Genomic DNA, 16,039 nt, shown 5'->3' on the forward strand with positions numbered 1-16,039 from the left:
GAGAGCGCGGGCCCGCGCGCTGGGCTATCTTCAGGGGACATGACCGCCGGCGACAAAGGCACGCCCAGAGGCCCCTCTCTGCGGATCGTCTGCGTGAACGACGTCTACTCGCTCGAGAACCTCCCTCGCCTCGCGAGCCTCGTGAGGCATCACGCCGCCGGGCCGGCGGATCGCTTCATCGCGGTGATGGCCGGCGACTTCCTCGCGCCGAGCCTGCTCTCGAGCCTCGATCACGGCAGGGGCATGGTCGACTGCATGAACGCGGTGCCGATCACGCACACCATCTTCGGCAACCACGAGGCCGACGTCGAGCTCCCGGAGCTCAGGGCGCGGGTGCGGGAGTTCCGGGGCACGTGGCTCAACACCAACATGCCCTCGTTCGCGCCGGCGCTGCCCACGCACGAGATCCTCGCCGTCTCGAGCCCCGGCGGGCGGACGGTCCGGGTCGGCCTCCTCGGCCTGCTCGTCCACGTGCAGGGCCTGTACCGGCGGGGCGCGTTCGGGGGGATCCCCATCGAGCCGGTCAACGAGACGGCCGTTCTCTGGACCCGCCGGCTCGTCCGCGAGGAGGGCTGCGCCTGCGTGATCCCGATAACGCACCAGAGCCGCGGCGAGGACCTCGCGCTCGCGCGGATGCAGCGCGACCCCCGCTTTCCCGTGATCCTCGGCGGCCACGAGCACGAGGTGCTCCTCGACGACGTCGACGGCTCTTGGGTCGTCAAGGCCGGCACCGACGCGGCGAGCGCGGCCGTCATCGATCTCGCGTGGCCTGCCGAGGCGCCGCCCGCCGGCGTGCCTGACCTGCCCGCGGTCACCGTCCGCATCGAGGACGTCGGCGGTTATCCCGAGGATCCGGCGATGCGCGCGCGCGTGGACCGCCACATGCAGCTCGTGCGCGACCTCGACGCGGCCACCCTCCTCCGGCTCCCGCCGGGGAGCGCGCTGTCGTCCGTCGGGGCGCGGACGCGGCAGACCTCGCTCGGGGCGCTCCTCTGCTCGCGGTTCCGGGACGCGCTCCAGGCGGACGGGTGCCTGTTCAACGGCGGCGGCATCCGCGGCGATCGCGCGTACCGGGAGCGCTTCACCTACGGGGATCTCAAGGCCGAGGTGCCCTTCAGCAACGAGCTGGTGGTGGTCCGCATGCCCGGCCGCGTCGTCCGCGAGGCCGTCGCCGCGTCGCGGTCGCGCGCCCCCGCCCAGCACGCCGGCTATCTCCAGATCGACGATCGCATGGCGATCGACGAGCGAGGCGTCCTGACCGCGATCGGCGGCCTCCCGCTGGTCGACGACCGCGCGTACCGGATCGTCCTCCCGCGCGCGCTCCTCGGCGGCATGGATGACGTCGCTCCGCTGGTCCGCTTCGCAGAGGAGCACCCCGAGGAGGTGCCGCCGGCGGACAGCGGCCGCGAGCCGAAGCTCGTCCTGGCCGAGTCGTTCGCCGTGGAGCTCTGGCGCCAGCTCGGCACCTTCGAGGCGATCGACGCCGACCGCGACGGCCGCATCTCGGCCGACGAGCTGAGGGCCGCTGTCTCCAGGGCGACCTCCGAGACGCCGTCCGAGGTGGTCGTCGGCGAGATGCTGAAGGCGCTCGACAGCGACGGGGACCGGTTCGTGACGCGCAGCGAATCCGGCGCGCTCGCGCCCGCGCCGGCCGCGGGGTCGCCCGGTCGATCCGACCCGTGAGGGCTCTCCTCGCAGAGGCGCCGCGGGTCCCGCCGCCGAACCGCTCGAAATTGTTCTCGTTAGACGCCTCTGGACGGAGGATCGAATTCGTCGAGCATTGTAGCGCTCTCCTGGCCCATCGCGGGATGTCCGTACGCGGCCGGAGCGCATCGTATGCCGATGCGCTCCGAGCGCTCCAGACCCGACTCCGACCCGGACCGCCAACACTGCCACGCGGGAGATGGGTGGCACCCGTCTCGCGGTGTACGTGCCTCCAGCAAGAGATGGGTGGCGCCCATCTCCCGGCGCGCCCGCGCTCGACGTCGTCTCGATGGAACAGCCGACGGGGCGCGTTGCTAGCTCAGGCCGCGCCGCGACGACGTGCGCCCGCGCGCCCTCACGCTCACTCGAAGTCGCAGAGCAGCGCTTCGTAGAACGCGTCGCTCATGAGGTAGTCTGCCCACCACGGCTCGACCGCCGTCGCGCCCCGGCGCTGCTGGAAGAGCACGAGATCGTCCAGCTCGCCGTCGTACCAGCCCCACAGGAAGCGGGCCCGCAGCACGTCCACGTTTCGCCTGCGGAGCTCGGCCACGGCGTCCTCGACCGACTCGTCGTCGAACTCGTCGACCAGCGCCTCCGCCTCGTCGATGATCTCGCCGAGGTAGGCGAGCCCCTTCTTGGTGAGCTCGAACCGCGCCTTGCGGCGGTTGACCTCGACGAGGTCCGCGTTCACGAGCTCCTGCAGGACGTCCTCCAGCGGGCTCAGCTCGGACGGCAGCACGAGGGGCATCTCCATGCCTCCGTCGGCGGGCTTCAGGTCCATCTTCTTCAGCACGTAGATGCCGGCATAAACCAGCTTCTGCTCGCGCGACACGACCGGCTGTCTGCGTCTATCGAACATCGTCTCACTCCGCGCTGTGCCAGGCCTCCGCCTCGAGGCGGATGTGCCGGCGACCGTCTTCGTCGGTGTCGAGCCACGCGTCGACGTCGCCGTCGGCGTAGTACACGGGGGTGAGCCCCGCCGCCTTCGGCCGACGGATGCGCGCGGCGTGGGGGTTGCACATGGCGAGCACGATGGCGTGCTCGCCGGAGAGCGCGGCCGGCAGCCAGCGCTCGAGGAACGCCGACAGGAGCACGGTCACCGAGTAGTCCTTCGCGACCTCCTCGACGAAGAACTCGAGCTCCACGTCATCGGGCAGCACCTCCGGCTCGTCCGCGGCGTGCACCGCCACGACGAGCGCGCCCGTCACCCGGAGCGGCTCGCGATCCGCGCGGCCGTCGAGCCAGAGCTCGGCCACCCGGCACCAGCCGAACTGCGTGGACTCCACGTCCGGCTGGTCGCGGTGCTGTTCGAGGTTCAGCAGCTCCAGCGCGGGACGGCCGCGGAACGGGAGCTCCGAGATGCTTCGCAGGGGCTGCATCGCGGCGGGCGGTGCGCTCTTCGGCAGGCGGCGCGGCTACGCGACGAGGCGCTCGGGCCTGCGGCCGCGCTCGCCGCGGCGGACGCCGAAGCGCGAGCCAGCGCCGGACTTGCCGCTCCCGAAGCGGCTGCCGCCCGCGTTGTTGTAGCGCCGCCCGGTCTGCGACGACTTGCTGCTGTCGACGCCGGACGAGTTCGAGGCGCGGTACGAGTCGCGCTGCGATCGGAGATCGGACGCGCGGTTGGGCGGCGTGGTGTACGGCTGCGTGTAGACCGGCACGTAGTTCGGGCGAAACGCCGACGAGAGCATCGAGCCGAGGATCATGCCGGACGCGATGCCCATCAACGGCGAGTGGTAGTAGCCGTAGGCGCCGTAACCGGACGTCTGGATCTGTGCGGTGCCTTCGCCGGAGACGTCACGGCGGATCGTGAACACCTTCTCGGGGTCCTGCACGCCGCCGTCGCCGTTCTTGTCGAAGAACCCGGTGACGACCTGCGTCTTGGCGTCCAGGTCCTGCACGGCCACGCTGATGACCTCGCTCCCCTGGTAGATCTCGTTGACGCGCCGCTCGAAGTCCTCGGGCCCCTCGGCGGTCTTGTACGCCTCGTTGATCTTGTCGAAGTCGAGGTCGACGTTTGTGTTCTCGGTGGTCGCCCACCGCTCGCCGGAGCGCTCGCTGGTGCCGCTCTTACCGCAACCGGAGGCCGCCACGGCGAAGGCCGTCAAAACCACGACAGGCAGGATGGTCTTCGTTTGCATTTAGGGGGATCTTTCTGGCGCCGTCGGGGGATTCCGTCAAGCCGTCGCCGAAGCCGGCGAGCCGCCAGGCCTCGGAGATCCGCGTTGCGGGGCCCGGACGGCCGGCGAGCCCGAAGACGCCGCCCGTCGCGCGGAGCCAGCGACGTAGGGCAGAGCACAAAAACGGCCTCCGGCAGTCAAGTCAAGAAATTTCGTCCGCATCGATCGCGGTGGACATCCGAATTTTCTCAATTTCTACGACGAACCCGCCCATCCCGCTAAAATCCGTGTAATTACGAGTTCTTATGACAGTCCGACATGGGCACACCTGAAGCCGTCGGCCGAAGTTACGCTGCGGACGGAATGTGCACCTTCTTCCCGGCGCGCTTCGCGTCGATGATGTGAGCCGTGTTGACGAGCCCGATGTGAGAGAACGCCTGCGGGAAATTGCCGAGCTGGCGACCCAGCTCAGGGCTGTACTCCTCGGCGAGCAGGCCGACGTCATTGCGGAGCGAAACCAGCCGAGCGAGGAGCGCCTCCGCGTCGTCCAGGCGACCGACCATCGCGTAGTTGTCGGCGAGCCAGAAGCTGCAGATCAGGAACGTCCCTTCGTGGCCCCGCAGTCCATCCACCCCCGTCTCGGTCGCGTAGCGCAGGACGAGACCCTCCCGGGTGAGGCCCTTCTCGATCGCTGCGACGGTGGACAGCATGCGCGGATCGTCGGCGGCCAGAAAGCCCATGTGCGGTATCAGGAGCACGCTGGCGTCGAGGGCGTCCGAGCCGTACGATTGCGTGAACGCGCCGATGCGCGCGTTGAATCCGCGCGTGAGCAGGTCGCTGCGGATCTCCTCGCGCAACGCGCGCCAGCGCTGGGTCCGCTTCCCCAGTCGATGCTGTCCGCCTACTCCGAACTCCTCGATCATGCGCACGGCGCGATCCACGGCCACCCAGGCCATCAGCTTCGAATGCGTGAAGTGTAGCTGTTTTGCCCCGCGGATCTCCCAGATGCCTTCGTCCGGCCGCTGCCAGGCCTTCTCGACGAAGTCGACGATCTCCACGATGGGGTCCCAGGTGTGCGGCAGATCCGGCAGCCCCTGCACGTGGGCATCATAAAGCGTGTTGAGCACCTCGCCGTAGACGTCGAGCTGAAACTGATCGTATGCGCCATTGCCGATCCGCACTGGCTTGGATTCCTCATATCCCGGGAGCCACGGCAGCTCGATCTCGGTGAGCCGGTGCTCGCCGGCCACGCCGTACATGATCTGCAGCTGCGCAGGAGCGCCGGCCACCGCGCGCATGAGCCAGTCGCGCCACGCCTCGGCTTCCTCCAGGTACCCGCCGCGCATCAGCGCGTCGAGCGTGAGGGTGGAGTCCCGCAACCAGCAGTAGCGATAGTCCCAGTTGCGAACGCCGCCGAGATCCTCCGGCAAGGAGGTCGTCGGCGCCGCCACGATTCCGCCCGTGGGCGCATAGGTGAGCGCCTTCAGCGTGAGGAGCGACCGCACCACGGCGTCACGAAAGCGGCCCTGGTAGGGACAGCGGCTCGCCCACGCTCGCCAGTGATGCTCCGCTCGCGCGAGCTCCCGCTCCGCGTCGACGGGGTGGTCGGGGGCGTGCTCGTGCGACGGGAAGAAGGTGAGGGTGAACGGCAGGCGCTGCCCCGCGCGGACGATGAAGCTCGTCTCCAGTCGTGCGGCGTCCCAGTCGAGGTCGAGCGGCGCAGGGCTGCGGAACACGAGCGCAGCCGGTCCGGACGTGAGCGTGGCCCGGCCTCCATCGCACTGGATCCAGGGGATCAAGCGGCCATAGCCGAACCGCGCGATCAGATCGGAGTGCATCGGGACATGGCCCTCGATCCCCTCGACGATCCGGATGACGTCGTGCGCGGCGACAGCCTGGATCGCTTCGTCGACCTGGGCGGCATCGTGCGCGACGACCCCCGGAGGCATGAAATCGATCAACCGCGCCCGTCCGCTGTCACAGATGAACTCGGTCTCGAGGACCAGCGTGTCCGGCCGGTACCGTCGCTCCACGGCTCGTATCCTCGTCGCTGGCCGGAGCGCCCAGTACCCGTGGTCGTCATGGCCGAGCAGCCTCGCGAAACACGCGTCCGAGTCGATGCGCGGAAGGCACAGCCAGTCGAGCGAGCCGTTACGCGAGATCAAACCGACCGTCGTCGTGTCACCGATGAGACCATAATGTTCGATCGGAGTTGGCATGGCCAAACCATGCGCGCCGATGCCCGGCCCGCAAGCCTGGAGGCGAGCAGGGCACGCCCCTTGCTTCGTCGAAGCCGCGAAGGCGAGACTGGTAACCCGGAACCACGGAGCCATCATGCGGCAAGCAAGGGAGCTCATCGAGGCCCTCGTGATGGGGCGGTACGACGCCCGTTTGCGAGGCACGCGCAAGGTATGTGCTTTGCAGTTCACCGACGACGAGCGCGTCGCGGTGGAGGTCAACGATGGGTCGTTCGGCATCGCGCCCGAGGGCGCGCGCGAGGATTGTCAGCTCTCCTGCTCGCTCGACGACTTCTCGCGCATCGCTCGCGGCGAACAGAACCTGATCACCGCGATCATGCAGGGTCGCGTCGCAGCGCGAGGAGACCTGGCCATCGCGCAGATGTTCCAGAGCGTCTTCTGCCCGGGCGACGGACAGGCCGCCGAAGAGACGCCCCGGGGGACGAGCGAGCTCCCGAAGCGACGCGGGGGCTGATTATCGTCGGAGGGAGACATGGAACGTCAAGTGAGCATCCTGGACGGCGGAACGTTCGTCGTCAGCGACCTGCGCGGCAACATCGAACATTCCGTCAACCGCCCGCTCGGCCTCTTTCACCTCGATACGCGCTTTCTCTCCGAATGGATCTTGACGATCGACGGCGTCGTGCCGGCCGCGCTGTCCACCGACGACGTGCAGTACTTCCAGGCCCAGTTCTTCCTCGTCCCGAGGCCTGCGGCGATGTACGTCCAATCGACCCTGTCGGTCGTCCGGACCCGGTTTGCGGGAGACGGGTTCCACGAGGACCTCCTGCTCATGAACCACGACAAGTCCCCTGTCGATCTCGACGTCCGCATCCGAGCCGCCGCCGATTTCGCCGACCTGTTCGAGGTCAAGGACATGCTCGAGAAGAAAGGCGAGCACTATCACCGCATCGAGGACAACCGGCTCGTGCTCGGATACCGGCGCGAGCGCTTCGTGCGCGAGACATGGATCTCCGCATCGCAGCCCGCGCGGATCGAGCTGGGCGGCCTCGCCTTCCGGGTGCACATCGAGCCGCACGGCACCTGGAGCACCTGCCTCGACGTCCTGGCGGCGATCGACGGGCTGGAGGAGCAGCACAGCCGGGTGAAGTACGCCCACGGCGAGAGCCATGCGCGCCCGAACATCGGCACCAGCCTCGAGAGCTGGCTCGACAGGGCACCACGACTCATCACCTCGAACGATCCCCTCGCACGCACGTACCAGCGGAGCCTCATCGACCTGGCCGCGCTGCGCTTCTTCTCGAAGCTCATGCCGGACGCCGCCATACCGGCCGCTGGCCTGCCGTGGTTCATGGCGGCGTTCGGCCGCGACAGCGTCATCACGAGCCTGCAAGCGTTGCCGTTCGTCCCCGAGCTCTCGCGCTCCACGCTCCGCTACCTCGCGCGCCGCCAGGGCACCCGCCGGGACGACTTCCGGGACGAGGAGCCGGGGAAGATCCTCCACGAGGTCCGGTGGGGCGAGCTGACCGCCTTCGAAGAGCGGCCGCACTCGCCCTATTTCGGCGCTGCCGACTCGACGCCGCTCTTCCTGATCCTGCTCGACGAGTACGAGCGTTGGACCGGCGACGCGGAGCTCGTCCTGTCGATGGAGCACGCCGCGCGCGCGGCGCTTCAATGGATCGACGAATGGGGGGATCGGGATGGCGACGGGTACGTCGAGTACGACACGCGCAACCCCGCGACTGGCCTGGAGAACCAGTGCTGGAAGGACTCATGGGACTCCATCGTGTTTCACGACGGATCGCTCGCGCCGCGGCCTCTCGCGTGCTGTGAGATCCAGGGGTACGTCTACGACGCGAAGGTGCGGAGCGCCCGGCTCGCGCGCGAGGTCTGGCGGGACCCCGAGCTCGCGGCACGCCTGGAGCGAGAGGCGGAGGAGCTGAAACGTCGATTCAACCAGGACTTCTGGCTCGACGATCGCGGGTTCTTCGCGCTCGCCCTGGATGGCCAGAAGCGCAGGGTCGATTCCCTGACCTCGAACATCGGCCACTTGCTCTGGAGCGGCATCGTCGAGGAATCCAGGGCCGAACGGGTGGTCGAGCACCTCCTCGGCCCCCGCCTGTTCAGCGGTTGGGGTGTGCGTACCATGGCCGACGACGAAGGCGGGTACAACCCCATCGGCTATCACGTGGGTACGGTCTGGCCGCACGACAACTCGTTGATCGCGCTCGGGCTCCAGCGCTACGGCTTCAGCGTGGAGGCCGGGCGTGTCGCGACGGGCAACCTGGCGGCGGCTTCCTTCTTCCATTACCGCTTGCCCGAGGCGTTCGCCGGGTATCCGCGAGAGCTCACGAAGTTTCCGGTCGAGTATCCTACTGCGTGCAGCCCCCAGGCGTGGGCCGCCGGGGCTCCCCTGCTCTTTCTCCGCGTCTTGCTCGGGCTGGAGCCTATGGGCAACCGCCTGGTCGTCGATCCGGCGGTTCCTGCCGAGCTCGGGGAGATTCGACTCCTCGACATCCCTGGGCGCTGGGGCAGGAGCGACGCCTTCGGCCGCGCGCGTCCGGAGCCGGGCGCTCACAATCGAATTTGACCACGAGTCTCATCGATCATCAAAAGGCATCCGCCATGCCCGCTTTCGCCGACGACGCCGGCGACCTCACGCGGCTTTCAGGTTCACGGGCGACATCGGCTCCTGCCCGGAGAGAACGCGAACGACCTCGTTCGCCGCGAACCGCCGGACGAACTCGAGCGCCTCCTCGGAGTAGTAGGCCGCGTGGGGCGACAGGACGACATTATCGAGCGAGAAGAGCGGGCTCGCCGGCGTCCAGTCGCGCCGCTTCGCCGGCTCCTCGGCGATGTCGTCGAGCCCGGCGCCTGCGATCCACCCCTCCCGGAGCGCCCTGTGCAGAGCGTCGTCGTCGATGATGGGCCCGCGGGCGGTGTTCACGAGGATGGCTGTCGGCTTCATGCGCCGGAGCTCGCGCTCCCCGAGGAGACCACGCGTCTCGGACGTGAGCGGCGCCTGGACGACGACGTAGTCGGAGCTCTCCAGGAGCTCGTCGAAGGACACGGGGATAGCGCCGGCGGCGCGGATCTCGTCCGGGTCGAGAAAGGGGTCGTGCGCCGTCACGCGCACGCCGAAGCTCGCCATCCGCGCGCCGATACCCCGGGCGATCGCGCCGAACGACAGGAGGCCCAGGGTCGCCCCCCGCATCCGGTGGATGGGCCGGCCATCTTGCCAGGACCAGGATCCACCGCGCGTGGCGCGATCGTAAGCGGGCAGCTTGCGGGCGAGCGTGAGCAGGAGCGCCACGGCGTGGTCGGCGACCTCGTCGGCGCACCAATCGTTCGGCGCATTGGTCACCCGGATCCCGCGCTTCGTCGCCGCCGCGACGTCGACGGTGTCGACGCCGGTGCCGTACCGAGCGATGACCCGGCAGCGCTGGAGCCCCGAGATGGCTCGCTCCTTGACCTCTGCGTACTGCGTGAGCACGCCGACCGCGTCGCGCGCGGCGGCCACGACGTCCTCCTCGGTCTTGCATTGCGCGGCGACCACCTCCAGGCCGGCCGGTTCCATGATGGAGCGCTCGATATCGATATCGCCGAAATCGTGGTCCAGCACGACGACCGGCCCCGTCTGTTTCATGCTCATGGTTCTCACCTCAGCTCCCCGAGCCGTTCAGTGCGAGTGGCGAGGCAGCCCGCGAAGCTGAACGAGGTGCTGGTACCGGATGGCCGGCTCGAAGCACGCGCCGGTCGACAGCGGGCCGACCGAGCTCCGGTAGAGCTCCTGCCATGGAGTCTGGTCCTCGCAGTGCGACGGCGTGATGGACTTGCGGCGCTGCTCGATCTCGTCGTCGGAGAGCAGCACGTCCACGCGGCGACGGCGCAGATCGATCTGGATGCGATCCCCGGTCCGGAGCAGCGCGAGGCCGCCTCCCGTCGCGGACTCGGGCGACGCGTTCAGGATCGAGGGGCTGTCCGACGTACCGCTCTGGCGGCCGTCGCCGAGCGTCGGCAGCGACGTCACCCCGCGCCGGACCAGCGCGTCGGGCGGCTGCTGGTTCACGACCTCCGCGGAGCCCGGATAACCAACCGGCCCCGTGCCGCGCATGACGAGGATGCAGCTCTCGTCGATTCCGAGCGACGGGTCGTTGATGCGCGCGTGGTAATCCTCCGGCCCGTCGAAGACGACGGCCCGCGCCGTGAAGACGTCGGGGTGCTCGGGGTCCGACAGGTAGCGGTTGCGAAAGGCCTCGCAGATCACGCTCGTCTTCATGACGGCCGAGTCGAAGAGGTTCCCGCTCATGACGAGCAAGCCTGCCGCGGGGAGCAGGGGCTCTTCGTACGGTCGGATCACGTCGCGGTCGGTGGCGGCGGCGTTCGCCACGTTCTCCCCCACCGTGCGTCCGGAGACCGTGAGGGCATCCGCGTGGAGGCGGCCCGCGCGGAGCAGCTCGTTCATGACGGCGGGCGCGCCTCCCGCGCGATGGAAGTCCTCGCCCAGGACGCGCCCGGCGGGCTGGCAATCGACGAGCAAGGGCACGTCTTGCCCCACCCTCTGCCAATCGTCGTTGGTCAAGTCGACCCCGATATGGCGCGCGATGGCATTCATATGGATCGGACAGTTGGTCGACGCGCCGATCGCAGAGGCGACGGCGATGGCGTTCTCGAACGCCGCCTTGGTCATGATCGCGCTCGGCTTCAGGTCCTCGTGGACCATCTCCACGATCCGGCGTCCGGTCGCGTACGCCATCTGCGCCCGCTCCCGGTGCGGCGCCGGGATCGCCGCGCATCCGGGCAACGACATCCCGACGGCCTCGGCGAGGACGTTCATCGACAGGGCCGTCCCCATGGTGTTGCAGTGTCCCGCGCTGGGCGCGGCCGCGGCGACCATGCCCATGAACTCCGCGTAATCGATCGCGCCGGCCGCCAGCAGCCTGCGCGCCTCCCAGATCACGAGCCCCGAGCCGGCGAGCCTCCCCTGGTAGTATCCGTTCAACATCGGCCCGCCCGAGAGCACGATCGCGGGCAGGTCGACCGTCGCTGCCGCCATCAGGCAGGACGGCGTCGTCTTGTCGCAGCCCGTCGTGAGCACCACGCCGTCGATCGGGTATCCGAAGAGCACCTCCACCAGCCCGAGGTACGCGAGGTTCCTGTCGAGGGCTGCGGTGGGCCTCTTGCCTGTCTCCTGGAGGGGGTGCGCCGGAAATTCCAGCGGGATCCCGCCGGCGTCGCGCACGCCCTCCTTGACCCGGACGGCCAGGCTCACATGGTGTCGGTTGCATGGCACGAGATCGCTCCCCGTCTGGGCGATCCCGATGATGGGGCGGCCGGCCTGGAGCTCTCCCAGGGTCAGCCCGAAGTTCAGGTAGCGCTCGACGTACAGCGCCGTCATCTCCGGATTGGTCTCGTCGTCCCACCACGCCTGGCTTCGCAGCTTTCGCCTCTGGCTCATCGCTCGTTCACTTTCTGCGATCCTGTGGCGCCGCGGCCCGCCCGGGAGCCGGGAGCCCTTCGTCGCGCGTCGCCGTGCCGGCCTCTGCGATCCGGATCACCGTCTTCACGCCGCCCCCTGGCTCTCGCAGCAAGGCCGGCACCTCGTCGAGCGCTACACGTCGCGTGATCACGCGTCGCACGGCGTCTGGAAACAGCATCAGGAACCGCTCGAGCATGCGAACGGCTTGCTCGTAGGACTCGCGGTCAGCGTTCACGGTCCCGAGCATCACCTGGTTCTGCAGGACGAGATCGCGCATCAAACCGGCTGCGTCGAAGCCGATCGCGGGCCTCGGGGCGGGGACGCCCGTGAGGATGAACACGCCGTTGGGCGCCAGCGCGGCAACGGTCTGGAACGCGAATTCGGGCACGCCGACCGCTTCGATGATCACATCGAACCGCCCGGCGCGGCGCACGAGCCCGTGGACGTCGGTGGAGGCGCTCGACACGTAGTCGGCGCCGATGCTGCGCACGAGCTGCGCCCGGTCGTCGTCATCCGGCTCCCTCGAGAAGACGACCGTTCGAGCTCCCCTCGCAACCAGGCCCATCGCCGTGAGCACGCCGATCGGTCCAGCGCCGAGGACCAGGCCCCGCGCCCGGCCATGATCCCATGGCAGGCGCGTCAGGATGGCGTCGAGCTGGGCGAACGCTTTGGCCGTGATGCTCAGCGGCTCGACGAGGGCGCCGAGCTCGCCGACCGCCGGTGGGACGGGAACGAGGTAGCATTCCTCCTCGACGACGAGCTCGGTCATGAAGCCGCCCGCCCCGCAGATACCGCGCTCGATGAACTCGCCCGTCGTGCAAAAGTCCTGACGCCCGGCGCGACAGGCAGGACACTCGACGCGGTGGCAGGGCCGGCGCACGGTCGGCACCACGAGATCTCCGGGACGAACGCGCTCCACGCCCTCACCCGTTCGCACGGCTTCCGCAACTGCCTCGTGTCCCAGCACGAGCCGGTCCGTCCCTGGAGGCGCGGATCCGTAGGCGAATCCCGCGATCTCTCGGTCCGTTCCGCACACGCCGACTTCGAGCATGCGAAGCAGCACGTGCCCGCGCGCCAGCGGCAGGGCATCGGGTCCGTCTTCCTCCACGAGACGCACCACCCTCTCGGCCATGAAGGCAGCAACTGATCTCACGCGTTCCCCTCCCCTGCGAGCATTTGCCCGCGCGCCGCCGCGCGATTGGCTCCATGGGTCGCCCGTACGAACGCGGCAAGCCCCCTCTGGGCAGACGGGTCCGCGACTCCCGGGCGACCGAGCGAATCGGCGACTCGGTCGCTCCGTGCGCGCTCAGCCGCGCCGAGCCGCTCGGCATCGAGACGCGGTCGCTGCTCCTCGCCGCGACCGAGCGCGACGGTCCGAGCCTCGCGTCCCGCGACGAGCACGCGGCCGCGGTCCGGTCTCTCTCCCGGGTTGGAGGCGGACAGTCGGCCGGCTACATTCCGAAAGGATATCGGGTCAGGTTGACTGTGCCGCTTTCGCGGACCTGCTGCAGGGCTTTCCCGTACTGGAGGAGGATGCCCAGCGCGTAGTGGAGCCGCTCGCGGATGCGCCCGTCGTCGGGCGATTGCGGCTCCGCCGGGTCGTTGAGGAGGTCGCGGACGTGGCGCACGATCACGTGGTCCGGGATGTAGCAGAGGTACGTGTTCTTGTAGCTGCTCATGCGCAGCTCGGCGATCGGGTAGGAGCCGCCCAGGCTCGCCGAGACCGCGACGATGAGCGCGGGCTTGTGCGCGAGCTCGCCCTTGGAGCAGAGGAGGAAGAAGTTCTTCAGCGCCGCGGGGACCATGCCGCTCCACTCCGGCGTCACGATCACGAAGGCGTCGGACGCGGTGAGCTCGGCGGAGATGGGGGACCAGAGGCGCTCCCATTTCTCCGAGGGCTGCCATGCCTCCGGGTCCCAGAGCGGCAGCGGGTTGTCGGCGAGATCGAGCACGTAGGTGGAGGAGACCTCCGCCGCCGACGTCAGCTGCTGCTGCACGTAGCGGGCGACCTTCCCCGATTCGGAACCATTGCGGTGACTACCTGAGATGACAGCGAGCTTCATGGGGCGTTGCATGCGGCGGGCGAGGGATCGCGCGGCGCTCCTGGCTATCGGTGGATTGAGGCGCGGGATGCTACCCCGGCCTCGCGCGTCGCGTCGAGTCGAGGATTCCGTCGGCGCGCGAGCTTTCGCCCCGCCGCCGCGCGCCGTCCACCGAGCGGCGGCGGTCGCGCTGGCCGGAGGGCGCCTCCGTGAAGGTGAGAAGATGGGAAGATCATTGAGCTTTCCCCCGCCTCCCCGCTCCCTGCGCGGCGCCGATCACCGCTGTCGAGAGGCGCTGTATCGAGCGGAAGTGGACGCGCGCGCAGGCGAGAGGCGACTCCGACCCACGGGGAGCCGCCGCCGCGCCGGCGCTGCCGAGGCGGACCGCGCCGGCTCGTTTCGGCAGCTGTCAGCGGCGCGCCGTTTGGTCTACGATGGCCGCGAAGCGCGCCGGACCGCCGGCACGCCGTTCGGCGGTCCGGCGGGGCGTCGCCGGGGGAGGGCGGGTGACAGCGACTCGAGATGAGCGGAAAGGCGCAGAGAATCCATCGATGTCCGGGGCAGGGAGCTCCGGCGAAGGCGGACCTCGACGCGAGCTCGACCGGGCTTCCGCGGAGCTGTTGGGCGAGCGCGACCTTCACCGCACGCTCGAGCTCGCGGGCGTGGCCGTCGCCACCGGGGAGCCGCCGACGGCGAGGATCCTCGCCGTCAGCCCGGAGTTTTGCGCGCTGACGGGCTACTCCGAGGCGGAGCTCCTCGAGCGCACCTTCGTCGACCTCACGCACCCCGATGATCGCTCGCGGGATCTCGCCATCTACCGCCGGGCGGTCGGCGGCGCGGATCGCGAGTGGCGCAGCGAGAAGCGGTTCGTCCGGAAGGACGGCGGCGTCCGGTGGGTCGTGGTTCGCGGCGTGGTGTTCAGGGACGAGCGCGGCAACGCGGTGCGCGCGGTCGGCGTGATCGACGACATCACCGAGCGCAAGCAGGCGGAGGAAGCGCTGCGCCGCAGCGAGGAGCGCTTCCGCGCGGCCCAGGAGCTCTCGCTCGACGCGTTCTTCGTGCTGCGCGCGGCGCGCGACGAGGGGGGCCGGGTCGCCGACTTCGTGTTCGAGTTCGCGAACCCGGCCGCCGGCCGGCTCCTCCGCAGGCCCGTGGAGGCGTTCGTCGGCCGGCGGCTCCTCGACGTGCTGCCCGACCAGCGGACGGAGCTGTTCCCGCTCTACGTGCGGGTGGTCGAGACCGGCGAGCCGCACGACATCGAGGTCGGGTACACGGCCGACGGGCACCGCATGTGGGTCCGCAACATGGCCGTGAAGGTCGGCGACGGCGTGGCGGTCTCCTGCAACGACATCAGCGCGCGCAAGCAGGCCGAGCAGGCGCTCCTGGACGCCGACCGCCGCAAGGACGAGTTCCTCGCGATGCTGGCGCACGAGCTCCGGAACCCGCTCTCGGCCATCCAGTTCGCGCTCCGCGTCTCGCAGATGCCCTCGTTGCCCGAGCCGCGGCGGGCGTGGGCGCAGGCGGTCATGCAGCGGCAGCTGGGCCAGCTCGGCCGCATCGTCGACGATCTGCTCGACGTCTCGCGGATCACCCGCGGCAAGATCACGCTGAAGCAGGAGCCGCTCGATCTCGGCCATGTCGTTCACCAGGCGGTGGCGGCGGTCGCGCCGCTGATCGACGCCTCCAAGCACGAGCTCACGCTCGACGTGGGGCCGCGGCCGCTCTCGGTGTTCGGCGACACCGCGCGCCTGGAGCAGGTGATCGTCAACCTGCTCACGAACGCCGCGAAGTACACCCGCGAGGGCGGGCGGATCTGGCTCGCCGCGCGCCCGGAGGGGGCGGAGGTCGTCGTCCGGGTGAAGGACACGGGCTACGGCATTCCGGAGGAGATGCTGCCGCGCGTGTTCGACCTGTTCGAGCAGGCGCACCCGACGCTCGAGCGCGCGCGCGGTGGGCTCGGCATCGGGCTCACGCTGGTGAGGCGGCTCGTCGAGATGCACAGCGGCTCGGTGTCGGCCGCGAGCGAGGGCGAGGGCCGCGGCAGCGAGTTCACGGTGCGCCTGCCCGCCGCGGAGCCGCTGGGCGAGCCCGTGGGGGCGCTCGGGCCGGCCGCGAGCGCGCTCGCCCGCCGGATCCTCGTCGTGGACGACAACCGCGACCATGCGCTCGCCCTCGCCCTCCTCCTGGAGCAGGCGGGCCACGTGACCGCGCTGGCCCACGACGGTCCTGAAGCGCTGGAGGCGGCGCGCCGCTTCGCGCCCGAGGTGGTCCTGCTCGACATCGGCCTGCCGAAGATGGACGGCTACGAGGTCGCCCGGAGGATGCGGGGCGAGGCGGGCGCCGGGGCCCTGAGGATCGTCGCGTTCACGGGGTACGGGCAGCAGGACGATCTGCGCAGATCCAGGGAGGCCGGGTGCGATGCCCACCTGATCAAGCCGATCGCTCCCGAGGTGCTGTTCGCGCACATCGCGGGCGGCGAGCGATAGCGGGCCGCGGCGG

Annotated in this window: 12 protein-coding genes; 4 read left to right on the forward strand and 8 right to left on the reverse strand. The window is 69.7% G+C overall.

All coding sequences use genetic code 11. The features are described from left to right. Positions 1-39 precede the first annotated feature (39 nt). Complete coding sequence (locus WMF17_RS43805; RefSeq protein WP_437599506.1) at positions 40-1,683, forward strand: 5'-nucleotidase C-terminal domain-containing protein; 1,644 nt, start codon at positions 40-42, stop codon at positions 1,681-1,683. 382 nt (positions 1,684-2,065) lie between these two features. Here the strand turns inward: WMF17_RS43805 and WMF17_RS43810 are convergent, their stop codons facing one another. The 4 genes from WMF17_RS43810 to WMF17_RS43825 all read right to left on the reverse strand — a co-directional run bounded on the left by WMF17_RS43810 (position 2,066) and on the right by WMF17_RS43825 (position 6,040). Next, positions 2,066-2,563 carry a hypothetical protein gene (locus tag WMF17_RS43810; RefSeq protein ID WP_437599507.1) on the reverse strand — a complete coding sequence of 166 codons (498 nt, stop codon included), beginning with the start codon at positions 2,561-2,563 and terminating at the stop codon, positions 2,066-2,068. 4 nt (positions 2,564-2,567) lie between these two features. Then, the gene (locus tag WMF17_RS43815; protein ID WP_437599508.1) at positions 2,568-3,083 is read right to left on the reverse strand and encodes a hypothetical protein; all 516 of its coding nucleotides are present in this window, start codon (positions 3,081-3,083) and stop codon (positions 2,568-2,570) included. Positions 3,084-3,119: 36 nt separating this feature from the next. Further along, entirely contained in the window at positions 3,120-3,842 is a 723-nt protein-coding gene (locus WMF17_RS43820; protein ID WP_437599509.1) for a hypothetical protein, read from the reverse strand. 326 nt (positions 3,843-4,168) lie between these two features. Further along, the gene (locus WMF17_RS43825) at positions 4,169-6,040 is read right to left on the reverse strand and encodes a glycoside hydrolase family 15 protein (protein ID WP_437599510.1); all 1,872 of its coding nucleotides are present in this window, start codon (positions 6,038-6,040) and stop codon (positions 4,169-4,171) included. Between the two features lie 115 nt (positions 6,041-6,155). On the opposite strand from WMF17_RS43825, the gene WMF17_RS43830 reads away from it, so the two are divergent. Further along, positions 6,156-6,533 (forward strand): SCP2 sterol-binding domain-containing protein, encoded by a 378-nt coding sequence (locus tag WMF17_RS43830; RefSeq protein ID WP_437599511.1) that lies wholly within the window; start codon positions 6,156-6,158, stop codon positions 6,531-6,533. Between the two features lie 18 nt (positions 6,534-6,551). After that, positions 6,552-8,609: an amylo-alpha-1,6-glucosidase gene (locus WMF17_RS43835; protein ID WP_437599512.1), complete on the forward strand. Its 2,058-nt coding sequence runs from the start codon at positions 6,552-6,554 to the stop codon at positions 8,607-8,609. A 66-nt stretch (positions 8,610-8,675) separates the two neighbouring features. Here WMF17_RS43835 and WMF17_RS43840 read toward each other — a convergent pair whose 3' ends face one another. The 4 genes from WMF17_RS43840 to WMF17_RS43855 all read right to left on the reverse strand — a co-directional run bounded on the left by WMF17_RS43840 (position 8,676) and on the right by WMF17_RS43855 (position 13,561). Continuing rightward, complete coding sequence (locus WMF17_RS43840) at positions 8,676-9,671, reverse strand: C-terminal binding protein (RefSeq protein ID WP_437599513.1); 996 nt, start codon at positions 9,669-9,671, stop codon at positions 8,676-8,678. A 27-nt stretch (positions 9,672-9,698) separates the two neighbouring features. Continuing rightward, a complete protein-coding gene (locus WMF17_RS43845; RefSeq protein ID WP_437646839.1) occupies positions 9,699-11,477 on the reverse strand; it encodes an IlvD/Edd family dehydratase in 1,779 nt (592 codons plus the stop codon). A gap of 7 nt (positions 11,478-11,484) precedes the next feature. Further along, complete coding sequence (locus WMF17_RS43850) at positions 11,485-12,630, reverse strand: glucose 1-dehydrogenase (protein ID WP_437604373.1); 1,146 nt, start codon at positions 12,628-12,630, stop codon at positions 11,485-11,487. 319 nt (positions 12,631-12,949) lie between these two features. Next, positions 12,950-13,561 carry an NADPH-dependent FMN reductase gene (locus WMF17_RS43855; RefSeq protein WP_437646841.1) on the reverse strand — a complete coding sequence of 204 codons (612 nt, stop codon included), beginning with the start codon at positions 13,559-13,561 and terminating at the stop codon, positions 12,950-12,952. A 530-nt stretch (positions 13,562-14,091) separates the two neighbouring features. Between WMF17_RS43855 and WMF17_RS43860 the strand changes: the two genes are divergently transcribed. Then, positions 14,092-16,026, forward strand: a complete 1,935-nt coding sequence (locus tag WMF17_RS43860) for a hybrid sensor histidine kinase/response regulator (RefSeq protein WP_437646843.1) — start codon at positions 14,092-14,094, stop codon at positions 16,024-16,026. Positions 16,027-16,039 lie beyond the last annotated feature (13 nt).

This window comes from Sorangium sp. So ce362 (genome assembly GCF_051519845.1).
In the GTDB taxonomy this organism is placed as follows: Bacteria; Myxococcota_A; Polyangia; order Polyangiales; family Polyangiaceae; genus Sorangium.

Bases quoted from the DNA above. Each gene is read 5' to 3' on its own strand.
- WMF17_RS43805 (WP_437599506.1), top strand. From the start codon at position 40: ATGACCGCCGGCGACAAAGGCACGCCCAGAGGCCCCTCTCTGCGGATC.
- WMF17_RS43860 (WP_437646843.1), top strand. From the start codon at position 14,092: ATGTCCGGGGCAGGGAGCTCCGGCGAAGGCGGACCTCGACGCGAGCTC.
- WMF17_RS43820 (WP_437599509.1), bottom strand. From the start codon at position 3,842: ATGCAAACGAAGACCATCCTGCCTGTCGTGGTTTTGACGGCCTTCGCC.
- WMF17_RS43810 (WP_437599507.1), bottom strand. From the start codon at position 2,563: ATGTTCGATAGACGCAGACAGCCGGTCGTGTCGCGCGAGCAGAAGCTG.
- WMF17_RS43825 (WP_437599510.1), bottom strand. From the start codon at position 6,040: ATGCCAACTCCGATCGAACATTATGGTCTCATCGGTGACACGACGACG.
- WMF17_RS43830 (WP_437599511.1), top strand. From the start codon at position 6,156: ATGCGGCAAGCAAGGGAGCTCATCGAGGCCCTCGTGATGGGGCGGTAC.
- WMF17_RS43855 (WP_437646841.1), bottom strand. From the start codon at position 13,561: ATGAAGCTCGCTGTCATCTCAGGTAGTCACCGCAATGGTTCCGAATCG.
- WMF17_RS43815 (WP_437599508.1), bottom strand. From the start codon at position 3,083: ATGCAGCCCCTGCGAAGCATCTCGGAGCTCCCGTTCCGCGGCCGTCCC.
- WMF17_RS43835 (WP_437599512.1), top strand. From the start codon at position 6,552: ATGGAACGTCAAGTGAGCATCCTGGACGGCGGAACGTTCGTCGTCAGC.
- WMF17_RS43845 (WP_437646839.1), bottom strand. From the start codon at position 11,477: ATGAGCCAGAGGCGAAAGCTGCGAAGCCAGGCGTGGTGGGACGACGAG.
- WMF17_RS43850 (WP_437604373.1), bottom strand. From the start codon at position 12,630: ATGGCCGAGAGGGTGGTGCGTCTCGTGGAGGAAGACGGACCCGATGCC.
- WMF17_RS43840 (WP_437599513.1), bottom strand. From the start codon at position 9,671: ATGAGCATGAAACAGACGGGGCCGGTCGTCGTGCTGGACCACGATTTC.